Annotated in this window: 19 protein-coding genes; 15 read left to right on the top strand and 4 right to left on the bottom strand. The window is 65.6% G+C overall.

What is annotated here, in order from left to right; translation table 11 throughout:
* Nucleotides 1-4 precede the first annotated feature (4 nt).
* Nucleotides 5-1,393 (top strand): ATP-binding protein, encoded by a 1,389-nt coding sequence (locus JQ572_RS02950; protein ID WP_211381471.1) that lies wholly within the window; start codon nucleotides 5-7, stop codon nucleotides 1,391-1,393.
* Nucleotides 1,394-1,457: 64 nt separating this feature from the next.
* Here the strand turns inward: JQ572_RS02950 and JQ572_RS02945 are convergent, their stop codons facing one another.
* Nucleotides 1,458-1,988, bottom strand: coding sequence for a DUF3617 domain-containing protein (locus tag JQ572_RS02945; RefSeq protein WP_211381470.1), 531 nt, complete (start codon nucleotides 1,986-1,988; stop codon nucleotides 1,458-1,460).
* Between the two features lie 43 nt (nucleotides 1,989-2,031).
* On the bottom strand, nucleotides 2,032-2,325 hold the full coding sequence (locus JQ572_RS02940; RefSeq protein ID WP_211381469.1) for a hypothetical protein: 294 nt from the start codon (nucleotides 2,323-2,325) through the stop codon (nucleotides 2,032-2,034).
* Between the two features lie 182 nt (nucleotides 2,326-2,507).
* Here JQ572_RS02940 and JQ572_RS02935 point away from each other — a divergent pair, with 182 nt between their 5' ends.
* The 4 genes from JQ572_RS02935 (at nucleotide 2,508) to JQ572_RS02920 (ending at nucleotide 5,295) form a co-directional block, all read left to right on the top strand.
* Nucleotides 2,508-2,972, top strand: coding sequence for a hypothetical protein (locus JQ572_RS02935; protein WP_211381468.1), 465 nt, complete (start codon nucleotides 2,508-2,510; stop codon nucleotides 2,970-2,972).
* A gap of 133 nt (nucleotides 2,973-3,105) precedes the next feature.
* Nucleotides 3,106-3,798, top strand: a complete 693-nt coding sequence (locus tag JQ572_RS02930; protein ID WP_211381467.1) for a ribonuclease T2 family protein — start codon at nucleotides 3,106-3,108, stop codon at nucleotides 3,796-3,798.
* 171 nt (nucleotides 3,799-3,969) lie between these two features.
* Nucleotides 3,970-4,830 carry a 23S rRNA (adenine(2030)-N(6))-methyltransferase RlmJ gene (locus JQ572_RS02925; protein WP_211381466.1) on the top strand — a complete coding sequence of 287 codons (861 nt, stop codon included), beginning with the start codon at nucleotides 3,970-3,972 and terminating at the stop codon, nucleotides 4,828-4,830.
* 249 nt (nucleotides 4,831-5,079) lie between these two features.
* Nucleotides 5,080-5,295 carry a cold-shock protein gene (locus tag JQ572_RS02920; RefSeq protein WP_008544396.1) on the top strand — a complete coding sequence of 72 codons (216 nt, stop codon included), beginning with the start codon at nucleotides 5,080-5,082 and terminating at the stop codon, nucleotides 5,293-5,295.
* A gap of 85 nt (nucleotides 5,296-5,380) precedes the next feature.
* On the opposite strand, the gene JQ572_RS02915 is transcribed toward JQ572_RS02920, so the two are convergent.
* The gene (locus JQ572_RS02915) at nucleotides 5,381-6,004 is read right to left on the bottom strand and encodes an outer membrane protein (RefSeq protein ID WP_211381465.1); all 624 of its coding nucleotides are present in this window, start codon (nucleotides 6,002-6,004) and stop codon (nucleotides 5,381-5,383) included.
* Nucleotides 6,005-6,253: 249 nt separating this feature from the next.
* On the opposite strand from JQ572_RS02915, the gene uvrC reads away from it, so the two are divergent.
* The 7 genes from uvrC to JQ572_RS02880 all read left to right on the top strand — a co-directional run bounded on the left by uvrC (nucleotide 6,254) and on the right by JQ572_RS02880 (nucleotide 12,569).
* Nucleotides 6,254-8,320 carry an excinuclease ABC subunit UvrC gene (gene uvrC / locus JQ572_RS02910; protein WP_211381464.1) on the top strand — a complete coding sequence of 689 codons (2,067 nt, stop codon included), beginning with the start codon at nucleotides 6,254-6,256 and terminating at the stop codon, nucleotides 8,318-8,320.
* A 96-nt stretch (nucleotides 8,321-8,416) separates the two neighbouring features.
* Complete coding sequence (gene pgsA, locus JQ572_RS02905; protein WP_211381463.1) at nucleotides 8,417-9,034, top strand: CDP-diacylglycerol--glycerol-3-phosphate 3-phosphatidyltransferase; 618 nt, start codon at nucleotides 8,417-8,419, stop codon at nucleotides 9,032-9,034.
* Nucleotides 9,031-9,282, top strand: a complete 252-nt coding sequence (gene moaD / locus JQ572_RS02900; protein WP_211381462.1) for a molybdopterin converting factor subunit 1 — start codon at nucleotides 9,031-9,033, stop codon at nucleotides 9,280-9,282. Before pgsA ends, moaD begins: the two co-directional genes overlap by 4 nt.
* A 3-nt stretch (nucleotides 9,283-9,285) precedes the next feature.
* Nucleotides 9,286-9,798 (top strand): molybdenum cofactor biosynthesis protein MoaE, encoded by a 513-nt coding sequence (locus JQ572_RS02895; RefSeq protein ID WP_211381461.1) that lies wholly within the window; start codon nucleotides 9,286-9,288, stop codon nucleotides 9,796-9,798.
* Nucleotides 9,798-10,757 (top strand): 50S ribosomal protein L3 N(5)-glutamine methyltransferase, encoded by a 960-nt coding sequence (gene prmB, locus JQ572_RS02890; RefSeq protein ID WP_211381460.1) that lies wholly within the window; start codon nucleotides 9,798-9,800, stop codon nucleotides 10,755-10,757. Before JQ572_RS02895 ends, prmB begins: the two co-directional genes overlap by 1 nt.
* 92 nt (nucleotides 10,758-10,849) lie before the next feature.
* Nucleotides 10,850-11,437, top strand: coding sequence for a phage holin family protein (locus JQ572_RS02885; RefSeq protein WP_211381459.1), 588 nt, complete (start codon nucleotides 10,850-10,852; stop codon nucleotides 11,435-11,437).
* Nucleotide 11,438: 1 nt separating this feature from the next.
* Entirely contained in the window at nucleotides 11,439-12,569 is a 1,131-nt protein-coding gene (locus JQ572_RS02880) for a YihY/virulence factor BrkB family protein (protein WP_211381458.1), read from the top strand.
* 45 nt (nucleotides 12,570-12,614) lie between these two features.
* On the opposite strand, the gene JQ572_RS02875 is transcribed toward JQ572_RS02880, so the two are convergent.
* A complete protein-coding gene (locus JQ572_RS02875; RefSeq protein ID WP_211381457.1) occupies nucleotides 12,615-13,454 on the bottom strand; it encodes a class I SAM-dependent methyltransferase in 840 nt (279 codons plus the stop codon).
* A gap of 120 nt (nucleotides 13,455-13,574) precedes the next feature.
* Here JQ572_RS02875 and JQ572_RS02870 point away from each other — a divergent pair, with 120 nt between their 5' ends.
* From JQ572_RS02870 to JQ572_RS02860, 3 genes are all read left to right on the top strand, one after another.
* Nucleotides 13,575-15,137, top strand: a complete 1,563-nt coding sequence (locus JQ572_RS02870) for a winged helix-turn-helix domain-containing tetratricopeptide repeat protein (protein WP_211381456.1) — start codon at nucleotides 13,575-13,577, stop codon at nucleotides 15,135-15,137.
* Nucleotides 15,138-15,280: 143 nt separating this feature from the next.
* Nucleotides 15,281-16,759: an EAL domain-containing protein gene (locus tag JQ572_RS02865; RefSeq protein WP_211381455.1), complete on the top strand. Its 1,479-nt coding sequence runs from the start codon at nucleotides 15,281-15,283 to the stop codon at nucleotides 16,757-16,759.
* A 15-nt stretch (nucleotides 16,760-16,774) separates the two neighbouring features.
* On the top strand, nucleotides 16,775-17,629 hold the full coding sequence (locus tag JQ572_RS02860; protein WP_211381454.1) for a TIGR01459 family HAD-type hydrolase: 855 nt from the start codon (nucleotides 16,775-16,777) through the stop codon (nucleotides 17,627-17,629).
* Nucleotides 17,630-17,712: the final 83 nt, after the last annotated feature.

The following is a 17,712-nucleotide window of genomic DNA, read 5'->3' as shown; positions in this document are numbered from 1 at the left end:
ACCGATGAGCACGATCGATACCGGCCTGACGCTGCTCAAAAGCGCCGCCGGCCGCGTCTCCGCCGTCAATGGCTGGATGGGCAACGCGTTCAAGGGCTGGATGCCGACAGGCCTCTATGCCCGCGCGCTCCTCATCATGATCGTGCCGATGGTGATCCTGCAATCGGTCGTCGCCTTCGTGTTCATGGAGCGGCACTGGAACACGGTGACACGCCGCCTGTCGGCCGCGGTGGTGCAGGACATCGCCGCACTGATCGACGTCTACAAGGGCTATCCGCAGGACAAGGATCGCGACCAGATCCGCCGCATCGCCCAGCAGCGCCTCGGCCTCGTCGTCGATTTCCTGCCCGCCGGCGACATGCCGCCGCCCGGGCCAAAACCGTTCTTCTCGCTGCTCGACCAGACGCTGTCGGTACAGCTCGGCCGCCAGATCGGACGCTCGTTCTGGATCGACACGGTCGGCCGATCCAACCTCGTCGAGATCCGCATCCAGCTCGACGACGCCGTGATGCGCGTGTTCGCGCAACGCAGCGCCGCCTACGCCTCGAACTCGGAAATCTTCCTGTTCTGGATGGTCGGCACGTCGTCGATCCTGCTGATCGTCGCCGTGCTGTTCCTGCGCAACCAGATCAAGCCGATCCTGCGGCTTGCCGATGCCGCGGAAAGTTTCGGCAAGGGCCGCGAGGCGCCGAACTTCCGACCCAGAGGCGCGCGCGAGGTGCGGCGCGCGGCGGTCGCCTTCCTCGAAATGAAATCGCGCATCGAGCGCACGATGGAGCAGCGCACCGCGATGCTCGCCGGCGTCAGCCATGATCTGCGTACCATCCTGACCCGGTTCAAGCTCGAGCTGGCGCTGATCGGCGACAACCCCGAATTGGAAGGCATGCGCAAGGACGTCGACGAGATGTCGATGATGCTGGAGGATTACCTCGCTTTCGCGCGCGGCGATTCCGGCGAGCAGTCGCAGCCGACCGACATGGCGCAGGCGCTCGAGGAGCTTCGCAGCGACGCGGAGCGTCACGGCCACACTGCGACCGTCGCGTTCAACGGACTGCCCGTGGTCACGGTGAAGCCGGCCTCGTTCAAGCGCTGCCTTGCCAACCTCGTCACCAACGCCGCCCGCTACGGCAAGGCCATCGCCATCACCGGCCAGCGCGATCACCGTTATCTGACCGTCACGGTCGACGACGACGGCCCAGGCATTCCCGCCCATTTGCGCGAAGAGGTGTTCAAGCCGTTCCTGCGGCTGGACAACGCCCGTAACCAGGACGAAGGCGGCACCGGCCTCGGCCTTGCCATCGCCCGCGACATCGCCCGCTCGCACGGCGGCGACATCACGCTCGGCGACAGCCCGATGGGGGGATTGCGAGCGAGCGTGCGGATACCGGTGTAGTTACTTCTCACCTCGCCCCGTAGGAACGGGGCGAGGGAGCGCACCGGTTTCGCGGCGCGGCCGCCTATTTCGGCAGTAGCGCTTTCAGCTTGTCGACGTCGCGCACGTTCATCTTGAAGCCGCCGGGCATCACGATGTCGCCGGGCTTCTGGTCCGGCTTGCAGGCTCCCAGCCACTTCGCTTCGAGAGTCATTGTGGTATCGCGCCCCGCGGTACCGGCGGCGCCGCCTTGCGCGTGCGAGGAGGTTTTCACGGTGTAGGCCGAGTTGAAATCGCCCGTGATCTCGGCATGCGAGGTCGTGCTGATGCCGGCGACGTTGCACTCGGAATCGCTGACATAGCCGGTCGCGGTCTTCCTGATGTCCTGCTTGGCGCAGATCTGCTTGGCCATCGGCGAGACGTTGTTGTTCATCTCCTTGTCGACGCTCTCGTCGGTGCAATGCTGCATGGTCATGTCCGGCATCGCCGAGCCGGTCCTGGCCATCTTCAGCTCCCACAGGCCGGCCTTACGCACCGGCAGATCGTCGGCGCAGGCCGCACCGGCCGACAGCACCAGGCAAAGAGTCGAGCCGAGCAAAACAAGTTTGCGCGTCATGTGAGAGGCTCCCGGCTGAGAGACGCGGCGTTACGACAACGCCTCAGTAGAGCGTGCGGATCGGCTGGTCGGCGGCACCATAGGGCACCCAGCGGCAGGAGAACGAGATGTAGCCGCCCTCATAGGCCTGCACCGCAAGGAATTTCACGACCTTGCCGTAGCGCGCGCAGTGATCGACCGCGGCCTGCCGGGCATCGACCTGCGTCGCCATCGAATAGGCGATGATGCCGCCGGTGTCGTTGCCCTTGAACGGAGGCACCGGAAGAAGATCGGCGCGCGCCGACTGGCTCGCCATCATACCCAAGGCAAGAAGGCCCGCGGCCGCAATGATTCGCATTCCCGTTACTCCAATTGGTTGGCGCCAGTTTACGGTGCCTGCGCGGCTGTGAAAAGAACGGAAGGCCTGTCTGACGCAGCATTGCAGTCAACTCTTGGCCGAGTGTTGCCGCGCTGCACTTGACCCCGCCCGGCCTTCGCGGCACCGTCCCACCCTCGCAGATCATGCTGTCTGGATTGCCCATGCGCGCCTCGCCCCCCCTGAAATCACTCCGTTTTGCCGCCGTGCTAGGCCTCCTGTTCGGGGCGCTGTCGCTCGGTGAGGCCAGGGCCGCCAATCCGCTGGAGCTGAATTTCTGGCTGAGCGGGCCGCGCTATGACGGTGCCGTCGCCGATTGCGACAAGGCGCTGCCGACAATCGCCACCCAGTTCTGGGAGAAGGAAAGCTCGTTCTGGAATTCCTCCTTGAAGATCACCGGCTTTACAGCCGTTCACGAGACCGCTTTCCGGCCCTGGCAGTCCGACAATATTCCGCGCCGCTATTGCACCGGCGAAGCCATGCTCACCGACGGCAAGATGCGCAAAGTGCACTTCTCGATCATCGAGGACGGCGGCTTCGCCGGCTACGGCAATGGCGTCGAATGGTGCGTGGTCGGGCTCGACCGCAACTGGGCCTACAACCCGGCCTGCCGCGCCGCTAGGCCCTGATTACAAGCCCTGATCGGAAGAGCGCTGATTCGCACCGATCGGGCGACTAAACGCTCCCGGCTCGAATTTTGTTCTTGAAATGTTCTTATCGCCTGCTAGGCTCGGTTGCACAGTCTAGTTGAGGGGCGTTGCCATGTTTTATTCCAGATTGCATTCGTTCTCCCGCCTGATGATCTCGCTGACCTTGGCCGCGGGACTGGCCACCCTCGCCGGCGGCGCGAAGGCCCAGGACAAGCGGCAGAACGCGCCCGGCGAATTCGACTTCTATGTGCTCTCGCTGTCGTGGTCTCCCTCCTTCTGCGAGGAGGCGGCGGAGCGCGGCGGCCGCTCGCAGATCCAGTGCAGCGGACGGCCCTACGCTTTCGTGGTGCATGGTCTGTGGCCGCAATATGAGAACGGTTTTCCGGAATATTGCCAGCGGCCGGCGCCGCGGCTGAACCGCAGCATCGTCTCCTCGATGCTCGACCTGATGCCCGCGCCGGGGCTGATCTTCAACGAGTGGGACAAGCACGGCACCTGCTCGGGGCTTGCCGACCGCGGCTATTTCGAGACGATCCGAAAGGCGCGCGCCGCGATCAAGATTCCGGCCGAATATCTCGATTTGTCGCAAGCCAAGACCGTGGCGCCGGCGGAGGTCGAGGAGGCTTTCATCAAGGCCAACCCGGGCCTCAGCAATGCCGCCGTCTCAATCACCTGCAACCGGACGCGGCTGTCCGAAGTCCGCATCTGCCTCAGCAAGGACCTGCAATTCCGGGCCTGCGAGGAGACCGACCGCCGCGCCTGCCGCCGCGACCAGGTGACGATGCCGCCGATCAGGGGCGGGTAGCGCGAGCTCTCGGCACGTGATGCCGGGCGCACATGCGCGAAATCCCGGCATCCAGATCGGCGGCGGCGAAATGGATTCTCAGATGCGCAATTGCGCCTCATGGTTCGGTGCGGGTGCACCGCCGTGAATGACAACAGTTACTTTCATCGCCCGATGTCGTAACTCTTCCTCATGAACTACCGCCACGCCTTCCATGCCGGCAGCTTCGCCGATGTCATCAAGCACATCGTGCTGGCACGCATCATCACCTATCTGCAGGACAAGCCCGGGGCGTTCCGCGTCATCGACACCCATGCCGGCGCCGGCCTCTACGATCTCGAAGGCGACGAGGCGCGCCGCGGCGGCGAGTGGCTGACCGGCATCGCGCGGCTGATGCAGGCGCGGCTGTCGAACGAGACCGTAGCCCTGACGAAGCCTTATCTCGACATCGTCCGCGCCTACAATCCGAAGGGCGAACTCAAGGCCTATCCGGGCTCGCCGCTGATCGCGCGCGGCATGCTCAGGCCGCAGGACCGCCTCGTCGCCTGCGAGCTCGAGCCGAAGGCGCGCAAGGCGCTGATCGGCGTGCTGCGCCGCGACGAACAGGCCCGCGTGGTCGATCTCGACGGCTGGGTGGCGCTGCCGGCTTTCGTGCCGCCCAAGGAACGGCGCGGGGTCGTGCTGATCGACCCCCCGTTCGAGGCAAAGGACGAGTTCGAAAAGCTCGGCGAAGCCTTCTCGGCGGCTTTCGCGAAATGGGCGACCGGTATCTATGTAATCTGGTATCCCGCCAAGAGCCGGCGTGCCACCGACGCCCTGGCGCAATCAGTGGCTCGGCTCGCAGCCGCAGCAAAGCCGCCGGCAAATTGCCTGCGCCTCGAGTTCAGCGTTGCGCCGCAAGCCGACGGCTCGGCTCTCACCTCCACCGGCCTCCTGATCGTCAATCCCCCTTACACGCTGCATGGCGAGCTCAAGACGATCCTGCCCGAGCTGGAAATGCCGCTCGGCCAGGGCGGCGCTGCCAGATTCCGATTAGAGGTGCCGAGGCCGTAACACTCCGGCATTCTTGGGAAAAATATGCAGGAGCGGTAGTCAATCCGCAAAGAACCGTATTATGCTGTTTCCGTGACCGGCTTTACGTTCCGCTTCCGCGAATGGTTGCGGCGGAGTGAAGGCCTAAGAAAGATCCGACCGGACCGAAAGGTCCGCCCAAGGATGGCCAGCTCCCGGGCTTCGTAAGGCCCGGTCATGTCGTGACGTGAGTTGCGTCGCGGCGGAGGAGCAATGAGGGGGAGTTTCCCGATGGCCATGACGGGAACGGTGAAGTTTTTCAACGGCGAACGCGGCTACGGCTTTATTAAACCGGACGACGGAGGCCGCGACGTCTTCGTGCATATTACAGCTGTGGAGCGGGCCGGACTGAAGGACCTTGCCGAAGGACAGCGTATTACTTTCGAAGTCGAACCGGACAAGAAGGGGAAGGGGCCGAAAGCGGTCAATTTGGTCATCCTCTCCTAGCGATTCTGACGAAACACCTGGCGTAAAAAAAATCCCGGCCGCGAGCGGCCGGGAGGCTGTGGTCCGGTATTTTCTTCTTTGGCTATCAGAAGTGATAGTTCACGCCTGCGCGCACAACGCTGGCGCTATAGCCGTTTGACACGCCCGTAATTGCGAACTGGCTCGACGACAGATCGATGTAGAGATATTCGAGCTTGGCGCTCCAGTTCGGCGCGAAGCCGACTTCCGCGCCGGCACCGATGGTCCAGCCGGCGCTGGTGTGCGACTCCGTCCAGCCAAAGGTCTGCGCGCGCAGCTCACCGAAAGCGAGACCGGCAGTGCCGTAGAAGAGTATGTTGCTGAAGGCATAGCCGGCGCGGCCACGCAGCGTGCCGAACCACGGATTGGAGAACTTCCACGGCGCAAACGTGTCGTCGGCACCGGCGGCCTGGATGTCGCCTTCGACACCGAACACCCATGGGCCGTTCTGGAAATTGTACCCGGCCTGCACGCCGCCGACGAAGCCGGAGGGCTTGACGGGAGAGTTGCTCACCGAGCCCCATTCATAGCCGACATTGCCGCCGAGATACGGACCGGCCCAGCTATAGGCGTTGAGCGGCTGGTTGACGGTATAGGGCGCTCGCTGCCCGTAACTGAGATCGGCGGCCTCTGCCGAAGCTGTCCAGCCGGCTGCGACCAACGCGGCCGCGCCCACAACGAGCCTCTTCATCACACACTCCAACGCAACTGTCGCAACCTGTGCGATGCCGGCATCGCCGCGCCGGGCCGTGTCGCATGGTTACGAAACCAAGATCTTTTCGCGTAAGATTTATCGAGAGTTTTAAGTTAAAGCGCTGTTAAGCCGGGTTACCGCGCTGTTAACAGGCTTAAGCAAGTGTTACCGGGAACTGCGCCGTCATCTGTGCGTACGGCACGGCCGGAACTTCAAATCGGTCGCCCCAGCACCTAAATTCGTTCCATGGTTCACGATTCCCCTGACAATCCGGACGACGCGCGCGCGCGCAGACCCGTGCGCGGCACCGCGCCGGACGCCCCGCCCCGGGAAACGGACATGGGGCCGCCGGACCTCGATCCCGCGACCGCAAGCGGTGACGACGAGGACGATGCGCGGCTGCCTGATATCCTGGAAGAGAACGGCGCGGTCGGCGAAGAGCCGCTGGCGACCGGCCACGAGGCGATCGAGCGCGCGGTGCGCCTCGCCCCCACCTCGCCCGGCGTCTACCGCATGCTCAATGCGACCGCCGACGTGCTCTACGTCGGCAAGGCCAAGAACGTCAAAAAGCGCCTGTCCAACTATGCCCGCCAAAGCGCGCCGCAGCCGGCGCGCATCCTGCGCATGATCGCCGCCACGGTGACCGTCGAGATCGTCTCGACCAACACCGAGACCGAAGCGCTGCTGTTGGAGGCCAACCTCATCAAGCAGCTGCGGCCGCGCTTCAACGTGCAGCTGCGCGACGACAAGTCGTTTCCCTACATCCTGATCACCGGCGACCATTGGGCGCCGCAGATCCTCAAGCACCGCGGCGCGCAGACCCGGCCCGGGCGCTATTTCGGCCCGTTCGCCTCCGCCGGCGCCGTCAACCGCACCATCACGGCGCTGCAGCGCGCGTTCCTGATCCGCTCCTGCACGGATTCCTTCTTCGAGAGCCGCAGCCGGCCCTGCCTGCTCTACCAGATCCGCCGCTGCGCCGGTCCCTGCACCCGCGAGATCGACTTCCCCGGCTATACGACCCTGGTGCGCGAGGCGAGCGACTTCCTGTCCGGCAAGAGCCAGGCGGTGAAGCAGGAGCTCGCCGGCGAGATGGAGAAGGCTTCCGGCGAGCTCGAATTCGAGACCGCGGCACTCTACCGCGACCGCCTCGCCGCGCTGTCGGCGATTCAGTCGCAGCAGGGCATCAACCCGCGCACGGTGGAGGAAGCCGACGTGTTCGCCATCCACCAGGACGGCGGCTTCTCCTGCGTCGAGGTGTTCTTCTTCCGCACCGGGCAGAACTGGGGCAACCGCGCCTATTTTCCGCGCGCGGAGAAGAGCTATACGCCCGAAGAGGTGCTCGGCTCCTTCCTTGCCCAGTTCTACGACGACAAGCCGCCACCGCGGAACATCCTGCTCTCGCACGAGATCGAGGAGAGCGAGCTGCTCGCCAATGCGCTGTCGATCAAGGCCGGCCACAAGGTCGAGGTCGCCGCGCCCAAGCGCGGCGAGAAGAAGGAGCTCGTCACCCACGCGCTCACCAATGCGCGCGAAGCGCTGGGCCGCAAGCTCGCGGACACCGCGACGCAGGGCCGCCTGCTGGACGCCATGGCCACGACGCTGAGCCTGCCGCATTCGCCGAAGCGGATCGAGGTCTATGACAACAGCCACATCCAGGGCACCAACGCAGTCGGCGCCATGATCGTCGCCGGCCCGGACGGTTTCGTGAAGAACCAGTACCGCAAGTTCAACATCAAGTCGGAAGGGCTGACGCCCGGCGATGACTACGGCATGATGCGCGAGGTGCTGGAGCGCCGCTTCAAGCGCCTGATCAATCCGCCCGAGGAGGGCGCCAAGGTCAAGGACGACGATTTCCCGCAATGGCCCGATCTCGTGATCATCGACGGCGGCCGTGGCCAGCTCAACGCCGTCCGCGAGATCTTCACTAATCTCGGCCTGACCCAGGTCTCGCTGATGTCGGTGGCCAAGGGGCCCGACCGGGATGCCGGCCGCGAGACCCTGTTCATGCCGGAGCGCGAGGCGATCAAGCTGGAGCCGCGCGATCCCGTGCTCTATTTCATCCAGCGGCTGCGGGACGAGGCACACCGCTTCGTCATCGGCTCGCACCGCAAGCTGCGCAAGAAGGACATCCGCGAGGCCGGTTTGCAGGAGATTCCGGGCATCGGCCCGTCACGCAAACGTGCCTTGCTGCATCATTTCGGAACCTTGAAGGAGATCGAACGGGCCTCGATCGCCGATCTCGGCAAGGTTCCGGGGGTGAGCGCGGAGAGCGCTCGCAGGATTTTCGATTATTTCCATCCCCAGCCGGGGTGAACTAAGGGGGCCGCGGTCATATGGTCGTCGCATCCCGCGGCCCATTTTGGGAGCGGAACGGTTGACCTTCAGGCTGCAGCGGTATTGGTAGGACGAATGAACATCGCCACGACACGAGGGACGACCAGCCGCGCGATGTCCCTCCCGAACATCCTGACCTACGGCCGGATCGCCGCGATCCCGGTCGTGGTCGGGTGCATCTATGCACAGTCGATCATGGACGGCTCGCTGTGGCTGCGCTGGCTCGCGGTCGCCATTTTCATCGCGGCTGCGGTCACCGACTACCTCGACGGCTATTACGCGCGGATCTGGAATCAGCAATCGGCGTTCGGCCGGATGCTCGATCCGATCGCCGACAAGCTGCTGGTCGCCTCCTGCCTGCTGATGCTGGCCGCCGACGGCATCATCCACGGCTGGTCGCTATGGGCCGCGATCGTGATCCTGTGCCGCGAGATCCTGGTCTCGGGCCTGCGCGAATACCTCGCCGCTTTGCGGGTGAGCGTGCCCGTGACCAAGCTTGCGAAGTGGAAGACGACCGTTCAGCTCATCGCCATCGGCTTCCTGCTGGCCGGTCCGGCCGGCGACGAAGTGGTGCCCGTGGTCTCGATGATCGGGCTGGCGCTGCTGTGGGCCTCGGCGATCCTCACCATGTACACCGGCTACGACTATTTCCGTGCCGGCATCCATCACCTCATCAAGGAGGATGAGGGATGAAGGTGAAGTATTTCGCCTGGGTACGCGAGCGCGTCGGCAAGGCCGAGGAGACCATCGAGCCGCCTGCGACCGTGCGCACCGTGGAGGAGCTGATCGCCTGGCTGTCGGGCCAAAGCGAAGCCTACGCCTACGCGTTCGAGAAGCCGAAGGTGATCCGCGCCGCGATCGACCATGCCCACGTCAGGCCGGACGCTGCGATCGCGGGCGCCCGCGAGATCGCGTTCTTCCCGCCGATGACCGGCGGCTAGGCCATGTCTTCTCCCGTGACCACCTCCCCTGTGACCACCTCCCCTGCTACCACCTGCCCCGTCACCATCCGCATTCAGCAAGACGATTTCGACATCGCGCGCGAGATCGCGGCCCTGACCAGGAGCCGCACCGACATCGGCGCGGTCGTGAGCTTCTCCGGCATCTGCCGCGGCGACGAGGACAGTGCGAAGATCGCAGCGCTCACGCTCGAACATTATCCCGGCATGGCGGAGGAAGAGATCAGGCGCCATGCCGACGAGGCGGTATCGCGCTGGCCGCTCAACGGCGTCACTGTGATCCACCGTGTCGGCCGCTTCATGCCCGGCCAGAACATCGTGCTGGTGCTGACCGCCTCGCAGCACCGCCAGGCGGCATTCCAGGCGGCCGAGTTCCTGATGGACTATCTCAAGACCAACGCGCCGTTCTGGAAGAAGGAAGAGAGCGCCACCGGCACCGGCTGGGTCGAGGCCCATGCCCGTGACGACGAGGCGGCCGCACGCTGGACCCGATCCTGATGGCGAGAGCGACGAGAAAGACCCCGCGCGGCCCCGCCGCGCCAAAACTCGCGAAGGTCGGCCCCGGTGAGCTGGTCACGCTGATCGATTTCGTCCGCTATGCGGTCAGCCGCTTCAATGAGGCAAAGCTCGCCTTCGCCCATGGCACGACCGATCCGGTCGCCGAAGCCGCCTTCCTGGTCTGCGAAGCCCTGCATCTGCATCCCGACCAGTTCGAGATTTTTGCCCATGCCCGCCTCACGTCGGCGGAAGGCAAGACCCTGCTCGATCTCATCCATCAGCGCGTCACGACGCGCAAACCGGCCGCCTATCTCGTCAACAAGGTCTACATGCGCGGCCTGCCCTTCTATGTCGACGAGCGCGTCATCGTTCCGCGCTCCTTCATCGGCGAGCTCCTGGATTCGCATTTCGGCGGCGACGGCGATGCCGGCTCGCTGATCGACGATCCCACGGCCGTCGAGCGCGTGCTCGACCTCTGCACGGGATCGGGATGCCTCGCGATCCTCGCCGCACATCATTTCCCGAACGCGACGATCGATGCCGTCGATATCTCGAAGGGCGCGGTCGAAGTCGCCGCGCGAAATGTCCGCGAATACGGGCTCGACGACCGGATCAGTCTGCACCGCGGCGACCTGTTCACCCCGCTCGGTGACAACAAATACGATTTGATCATCACCAACCCGCCTTACGTCGACGCCGAAGGCATGGCGGCGCTGCCGCCGGAGTGCCGCGCCGAGCCGAAGCTCGCCTTCGACGGCGGTGCCGACGGCCTCGATGTGGTCCGCCGGATCCTGCGAGACGCGCCCGATCATCTGACGCCGGACGGCGGGCTGATCTGCGAGATCGGCCGCGGACGCGAACTGGTCGATGAGGCCTTTCCTGAACTGCCGCTGCTCTGGCTGGACACCGAGGAGTCCGAGGGCGAGGTTTTCTGGATCGCGGCGGCCGATCTGGGCTGATCCGTCACGACAGCTGCGACCCCGGCGGAACAAGTCAAATTCCGCCACGTTCATCCCCTGACGAATTTTCTCGCTCTCGGAGGATGTCCCGCATGCTCGCGCCATCGGGCGAATTGCTGCGCGCCGGCGTGGCGCTGAAACTCAACCATCTCAAGCGCGCCGCACAGTCCTATCTGCGTGACCGCACCAATCAGGCCACCGGACGCGCAACCTCCTATGCGGTCGCGGCGGGGCTGTTCGCGGCGGCCGGGCTGTTCCTGATCGCGACCTTCCTTGTCGGTCTGATCGCGCTGTATCGCTGGGTTGCGATCACATACGGACAATTCTGGGGCTTTGGCGCCGTCGCAGCCCTGCTCCTGGTGTTGGCTGCAGCCTGCGCCGGAGTGGCCATGGCCCAAATCAAGCGCCGGACCAGGCCGATCGTGCCGCTCGCCAGCCGCATGCGCGTTGCGATCGCCACACCGCGGATCCCGCGCGGGACGGTCCAGCAGGCGGTGAAGGAGGTCGCAACGACGATCCCGCTGGTTCCCCTCGCGCCCGGCGAACGCCGCCACGGCGGCAACATTTCGCGGGCTGCGACAAACCGGCCCGTACAGCTTGGCCTGATGCTCGCCGCGATCGGATTGGTGGGCTTCACAGCCGCGCGTCGGAGACGTCACGGTCACCGCTTGGACGCCTGACATGCGTGCGCGGCAGTCCGAGCAGTTCGACAGCTGGCTGCTGGTGGCAGCCACGACGGTTTTCGTGCTCACGGCGGAACGATACTTTCAGGACTCCGGCTTGATTCGGCCGGGGCCTCCGCAGGACCACCGCAACAACGAAGCAAGCTCACCGGAAACGAACCCGGCAGGCGCAGCCCTGCAGGCCGGCCATGGCCGCCGCTCGAAAAGCCCGTTCGCGATCCCCTGGAGGGGCTGGAAGGACATTTTCTGGCGGACCTACCAGCGCATCGACGACGACCGCCTGCTCGCGACCGCCGGCGGCGTCGTATTCTTCGGGCTGCTCGCGATCTTCCCCGCCGTCACCGCGCTGGTCTCTTCCTACGGACTGTTCGCCGACCCCTCGACGATCAGCAGCAATCTGCAAACGCTCGCGCTGATGCTGCCCGAGGGCGCGTTCCAGATCGTCGAGGACCAGGTCGCGCGCGTGGTGTCCAATGGCAATACGGCCCTCGGCGTGACTTTCCTGTTCGGCCTCCTGCTTGCGATCTGGAGCGCCAATGCCGGCGTCAAATCCATCTTCGACGCCCTCAACGTCGCCTATGAGGAGCGCGAGAAGCGCAGCTTCATCAAGCTGAACCTGATTTCTCTGAGTTTCACGGTCGGCGGCATCGCCGCACTGCTGTTGATGGTGGGCGCCGTGGTTGCCTTCCCGCTCGCGCTCGACCATCTCGGCATGGCGCCCGAGAGCAAGCTGATCGTCGCGCTGGCGCGCTGGCCGCTGCTGCTCGTCATCCTGCTGGCGGCGCTCGCCATCCTCTACCGCTTCGCGCCCAGTCGCGACGCGCCGCGCTGGCAGTGGCTGAGCATCGGCGCGGTGACGGCCGCGATCCTCTGGATTGCCGGCTCCGCCTTGTTGTCCTGGTATCTGTCCGAATTCGCCAATTACAACGCGACCTACGGCTCGCTCGGCGCGGCGATCGGACTGATGATGTGGATGTGGGTGTCGGCGATCGTCATCATGTTCGGCGCCGAGCTGAATTCGGAGATCGAACGGCAAACCCTGCGCGACACGACCACCGGGCGGCCCAAGCCGCTCGGCAACCGCGAGGCCGTCTCGGCCGATACGGTCGGCGCCGCAGCGCCAACCTGATCACGGCGGTCAGGCCGGAGATTGTCCGGCCTGACCGATTCGCCGTCACCGCTTGGTGATGACGGCTTCCAGATACTCGCTGTGCACCACGACCGTGCCGTCATCGGCATGGTTGAACTCGTCGAGCAGCGTCATGAGATCGCGCCGCAGCGCCGCCTGGCCGCTCTCGTCGAGGGCGGCGAACGCCTTCAGCATCGGCCCGTAAAACGACTTGAACACGTCGAGCCAGTGATCCGGCGAGCGATAGCGGAACACGAACATGCGCGGTTCGGCGGCGATCTCCGAGGCCTGGCCTCCGAACATCTCCTCGAGCCGCGCCGGCGTGCCCCACAGCGCGGGCGACTTCACCCCTGCCGGCGGCGGCAAATGCTTGCCGATAATCTTGAAGAGCTGGCCGATAAAGCCTTGCGGCGTCCAATTGGCGAGGCCGATCTTGCCGCCGGATTTGCAGACCCGCGCGAGCTCGGAAGCCGCCTTGTCCTGGTCCGGCGTGAACATGACGCCGAAGGTCGAAAGCACGACGTCGTAGCTCGCATCCGCAAACGGCAACGCTTCGGCGTCCGCCTCGCGGAACTCGACCATCAGATGCTCCGCCGCGGCCCGCTCGCGGCCGCGCTTGAGCAGCGCCGGCACATAGTCGGTGGATGTGACGTCACACCAGCGCCGCGCCGCTGCCAGCGTCGCATTGCCGTTGCCGGCGGCGACGTCCAGCACCTTGCTGCCGGCGCGCAGGTCGAGCGCCTCGCAGAGCTGCTCGCCGACGATCTGCAAGGTGGTGCCGACGACGGCATAGTCGCCGGACGACCAGGCGCCGTGCTGGCGCTGCTTCACGGCGGCGAGATCGGGTTGAGCGGTGGCCGGCTTGATCGCGGCGGATGTCGACATGGCAATCTCCTGCGGTTGAAAACGCCGGGACGATAGGGCGCATGCGGTTCGCTGGCCTTGAGAGCGGCGTTATTTTAGGCTGAGAGCACCTTGATTTCCGGACAGGAGCCGAGGAGCAGCGTGACATTTCAGTTCGAGGATTTCGTGCTCGATCCCGAACGCCGCGAATTGCGGCAGATGGAGACGCTCGTCGCGATCGAGCCCCAGGTGTTCGATCTGCTGCTCTATCTGGTCCGCAACCGTGAGCGCGTGGTGACACGGGACAATCTGCTCGACGCGATCTGGAACGGCCGCGTCGTCTCGGAATCCACGCTGACCAGCCGGATCAACGCGGCGCGCCGTGCGGTCAACGACAATGGCGACGAGCAGCGGCTGATCCGCACCATCGCCCGCAAGGGCATGCGGTTCGTCGGCGAGGTGACCGAGCACTCCAAAGCAGCAACACCGGCTGCGGCGGCCGGACCGTCCGCCCCGCCACCGGCGGCCTTGCAGCTGCCCGACCGTCCCGCCATCGCGGTCCTGCCCTTCGTCAACATGAGCGGCGAGGCCGAACAGGATTATTTCTCCGACGGCATCAGCGAGGACATCATCACCGCGCTATCGAAGCTGCGCTGGTTCTTCGTCATCGCGCGCAACTCCTCCTTTGTCTACAAGGGCCGCGCGGTTCACCTGCGCCAGATCGCCGAAGAGCTGGGCGTGCGCTATGTCGTCGAGGGCAGCGTCCGCAAGGAAGGCGACCGCGTCCGCATCACCGCGCAGCTCAACGACGTCGCGACCGGCAGCCATCTCTGGGCCGAACGCTACGACCGCGAGCTCGCCGACGTCTTCGCCGTGCAGGACGAGATCACTGAACGCATCGTCGCCGCGATCGAGCCGCAGCTCTATGCCGCGGAGAATTTTCGCGCCGAGCGCAAGCCGCCCGGCAGCATGGATGCCTGGGATCTCGTGATGCGCGCCCTCTCCCACTACTGGCGCGTGACGCGGCACGATCACGTGGTGGCACAGGCCCTGCTCGAAAAGGCCATCGCGCTCGACCCCGACTACGGCAAGGCGCTCGGGCTGCTCGGCACAAGCTACATGTTCACGGCGCATATGGGCTGGATGGAGATGGCCGCCGCCATATCCGCCGCCGAGCGCGCGGCGGGGGCCGCAATCCGCGCCGACAGTGAGGATGCCTGGGCGCACAATGCGCTCGGCCATGTCAATCTGTTCGCACGGCGGTTCGACGACTCGCTGGCCGAATTCGAGACCGCGCTGCGGCTCAATCCGAACTTTGCGCTCGCGCAGGGCTATTATGGGCTGGCGCTCGGCTATTGCGGCCGCTGGCGGGACGCCGACGAGGCGGCGCGGCGAGCGATCCGCCTCAGCCCGCGCGATCCCTACGCGCCGGTCTATTTCGGCATCGCCGCCTTTGCCCGCTTCCTCGGCAGCGACTACGAAGAAGCCATCCGACTGGCGCAGGAATCCCTGCGCCAGCGCAGCGATTTCGTCGGCGGACACCGGGTACTGACCGCGGCCGCCGGCATGGCCGGGAATGCCGAGACCGCCAGCGCGGCCCTGAAGGAACTCCGCCGCGCGCAGCCAAACGTGTCGCTGGCCTGGATCGCCGAGTTCATGCCGATCAGGCTCGCCCCCGACCGCGAGCACTACCTCGAAGGCTTTCGCCGCGCCGGGCTGACCTGACCCGCGAACAGGCCGCTATCCCCTCGAATCAACAATGATGTTAGGCTCGTGCCGCTTGGGGGAGCATGAGGCGTGACGGGGTCGCACAGCGGCCCGTGTTTTCCCGGGGTGAGGCAGCAGCTCTTTGAGGCGTAGCGCGCGGCATGATTCGCATTTCGACGATCTTCATCGCCATCTGCATGGTTCTGGTCGCGGCCTCGCTCGGGCTTGTGCTCTACGCGGTCGCGGGCATCAGCGGAACCGAATCAGCGATCGTGGCGCTGACCGCCCTGACCTTCCTGATCCTCTACAATGCAGTGTCGATGCGGCTGCGCGACCGCAGCGACGTCGGCGGCCAGATCGCCGACCTCTCGCGCGGCACCGCCGACCTCGCCCGCCAGGTGGCCGAGTTCGGCCGCCGGCTTGCGGCCGTCGAGGGGCGCATCGCTTCTTCCAATTCGACCAACTCCGACCGCATCCAGTCGGTGGTGGGCGAGATCAACGAGCTCGGCGGATTGGTCAGGCAGCTCGCCACCACCGTGTCGGCCCATGAGGATCTGATGGCCGGCCACGCGCCGGTGCCGGCCCCCGCCCCGGTCGCGAGGCCGGAGCCGGAGGCGCCGCTCGACCTGATTGCGTCGTTCGAGGAGCTGCCGGCTGCCCCTCCCCCAGTGCCCGCACCGCCGGCGCGGCCGGCCCCACCGGCGGTCCAGAGCCGGACCGCCAATCCGGTTCAGACGGCCAATGGCCGCAACCAGACCCAATTGCTGGCGACGCTGCGCAACGCGATCGACGAGAACCGCATCGACATCTTCCTCCAGCCGATGGTGACGCTGCCGCAGCGCAAGGTCCGGTTCTACGAGGCGGTCACGCGCCTGCGCGACGAGCGCGACCAGCTGATCGCGGCCGAGGAATTCATCAGCATCGCGGAGGCCTCGGGCCTGATCGGGCGCATCGACAACATGGTGATGCTGCGCTGTGTGCAGGTGCTGCGGAGACTGATGGTGCGCAACAAGGACGTCGGCGTGTTCTGCAACGTCGCGGCCTCCACGCTCGGCAATTCCACCACCTTCGCGCAATATCTCGACTTCCTCGAAGCCAACCGGGCGCTGGCGCCCTCGCTGGTGCTCGAATTCAAGCAATCGACGTTCCGCAATCTCGGCCCGGCCGAGACCGAGAATCTTGCTGCGCTCGCGCAGCGCGGCTTCCGTTTCTCCATCGACCATGTCACGGATTTGCGCATCGAGCCGCGCGAGCTCGCCGACCGCGGCGTGCGCTTCATCAAGGTGCCGGCGACGCTGCTGCTCGACCCGAAACAGGCGTCGGCCTCGGACATCCACCCCTCCGACCTCTCCGACCTGCTCGGTCGCTTCGGCATCGACCTGATCGCCGAGCGGATCGAGGGCGAGCGCGCCGTGATTGACCTGCTCGACTATGACGTTCGGTTCGGCCAGGGGTTCCTGTTCGCGCCGCCCCGGCCATTGCGGCCGGAGGGGGCATCTGCTACCGGCGGGGCCGCGCCGACCCAGGCGCAGGACACTCAGGGATCCAATGGCTCCGGCACACCAAGCCCAGGCGCGACGTCAGCCGCGCCTCCGGCACAACGCATCACCGGCAACGCCGCGCTGGCGCGCCGCCTCTGATCGGCCGCGCGCATCATGACCACGCTGCATTTCGCCGAAAGCCTGCGCGAGCTCGTGGGCGGCGTGGACGTCGTGCTCAGCGACATATGGGGCGTGGTTCACAACGGCCTCGAATCCTTCCCCGAAGCCTGCGAAGCGCTGCACACCTATCGCAGCCGCGGCGGTACGGTGATCCTGATCACAAACGCGCCGCGCCCGGCCGACTCCGTGCAGCGGCAATTGCGCAAGCTCGGCGTCGCCGACGAAACCTACGACGCGATCGTGTCGTCAGGCGACCTGACTCGGCTCTATGTCGCCGCGCATCCCGGCAGCAAGATGTTCTGGCTCGGTCCCGAGCGCGACAACTCGATCTACCGCGGCCTCGATGCGGTGACCGCGCCGCTGGAAGAGGCCGATTACATCGTCTGCACCGGCCTCTATGACGACGAGACCGAGACGGCGGAAGACTATCGCGGCATGATGCTGAAGGCGCGCGAGCGCAAGCTGACGCTGGTCTGCGCCAACCCCGACATCGTGGTGGAACGCGGTGACCGGCTGATCTATTGCGCCGGCGCGATCGCCGAGCTCTATCGCGAGCTCGGCGGCGAGGTGATCTTCTACGGCAAGCCGCACCGGCCGATCTACGAGCGCGCGATGGCGCTCGCCGGCGAACGCCAGGGCCACCAGATCGACCGCAAAAAGGTGCTGGCGATCGGCGATTCGGTCCGTACCGATCTCACCGGCGCGCGCGAGTTCGGCATCGATTGCCTGTTCGTGACCCGCGGCATCCATGCCGAGGAGTTCGAGGGGCTCGACCAGCTCGACCCGGCCTCCGTGCTGGAATTGTTCGGCCACCCGCCGAAGGCGCTGATGCGCGAACTGAAATGGTAGTGAGCTGATCGACACTCCGCAGTCGCGTGAGCATCGATCCCGGAACGACAAACCCAATAAAGAAAGCCCGGGACAACCGCCCG

Origin of the sequence: Bradyrhizobium sp. SZCCT0153 (assembly GCF_018129995.1) — a bacterium.
Classification (GTDB): Bacteria; Pseudomonadota; Alphaproteobacteria; order Rhizobiales; family Xanthobacteraceae; genus Bradyrhizobium; species Bradyrhizobium japonicum_G.
The sequence above is the reverse complement of the archived record's forward strand: the minus strand, read 5'-3'. Positions and strand labels throughout refer to the sequence as shown.

Coding starts and splice junctions, on each gene's coding strand:
- JQ572_RS02880 (WP_211381458.1), top strand. CDS start 11,439: ATGCGTGCGCGGCAGTCCGAGCAGTTCGACAGCTGGCTGCTGGTGGCA.
- JQ572_RS02925 (WP_211381466.1), top strand. CDS start 3,970: ATGAACTACCGCCACGCCTTCCATGCCGGCAGCTTCGCCGATGTCATC.
- JQ572_RS02930 (WP_211381467.1), top strand. CDS start 3,106: ATGTTTTATTCCAGATTGCATTCGTTCTCCCGCCTGATGATCTCGCTG.
- JQ572_RS02935 (WP_211381468.1), top strand. CDS start 2,508: ATGCGCGCCTCGCCCCCCCTGAAATCACTCCGTTTTGCCGCCGTGCTA.
- JQ572_RS02860 (WP_211381454.1), top strand. CDS start 16,775: ATGACCACGCTGCATTTCGCCGAAAGCCTGCGCGAGCTCGTGGGCGGC.
- JQ572_RS02920 (WP_008544396.1), top strand. CDS start 5,080: ATGGCCATGACGGGAACGGTGAAGTTTTTCAACGGCGAACGCGGCTAC.
- uvrC (WP_211381464.1), top strand. CDS start 6,254: ATGGTTCACGATTCCCCTGACAATCCGGACGACGCGCGCGCGCGCAGA.
- JQ572_RS02945 (WP_211381470.1), bottom strand. CDS start 1,988: ATGACGCGCAAACTTGTTTTGCTCGGCTCGACTCTTTGCCTGGTGCTG.
- JQ572_RS02940 (WP_211381469.1), bottom strand. CDS start 2,325: ATGCGAATCATTGCGGCCGCGGGCCTTCTTGCCTTGGGTATGATGGCG.
- pgsA (WP_211381463.1), top strand. CDS start 8,417: ATGAACATCGCCACGACACGAGGGACGACCAGCCGCGCGATGTCCCTC.
- moaD (WP_211381462.1), top strand. CDS start 9,031: ATGAAGGTGAAGTATTTCGCCTGGGTACGCGAGCGCGTCGGCAAGGCC.
- JQ572_RS02915 (WP_211381465.1), bottom strand. CDS start 6,004: ATGAAGAGGCTCGTTGTGGGCGCGGCCGCGTTGGTCGCAGCCGGCTGG.
- JQ572_RS02865 (WP_211381455.1), top strand. CDS start 15,281: ATGATTCGCATTTCGACGATCTTCATCGCCATCTGCATGGTTCTGGTC.
- prmB (WP_211381460.1), top strand. CDS start 9,798: ATGGCGAGAGCGACGAGAAAGACCCCGCGCGGCCCCGCCGCGCCAAAA.
- JQ572_RS02875 (WP_211381457.1), bottom strand. CDS start 13,454: ATGTCGACATCCGCCGCGATCAAGCCGGCCACCGCTCAACCCGATCTC.
- JQ572_RS02950 (WP_211381471.1), top strand. CDS start 5: ATGAGCACGATCGATACCGGCCTGACGCTGCTCAAAAGCGCCGCCGGC.
- JQ572_RS02895 (WP_211381461.1), top strand. CDS start 9,286: ATGTCTTCTCCCGTGACCACCTCCCCTGTGACCACCTCCCCTGCTACC.
- JQ572_RS02885 (WP_211381459.1), top strand. CDS start 10,850: ATGCTCGCGCCATCGGGCGAATTGCTGCGCGCCGGCGTGGCGCTGAAA.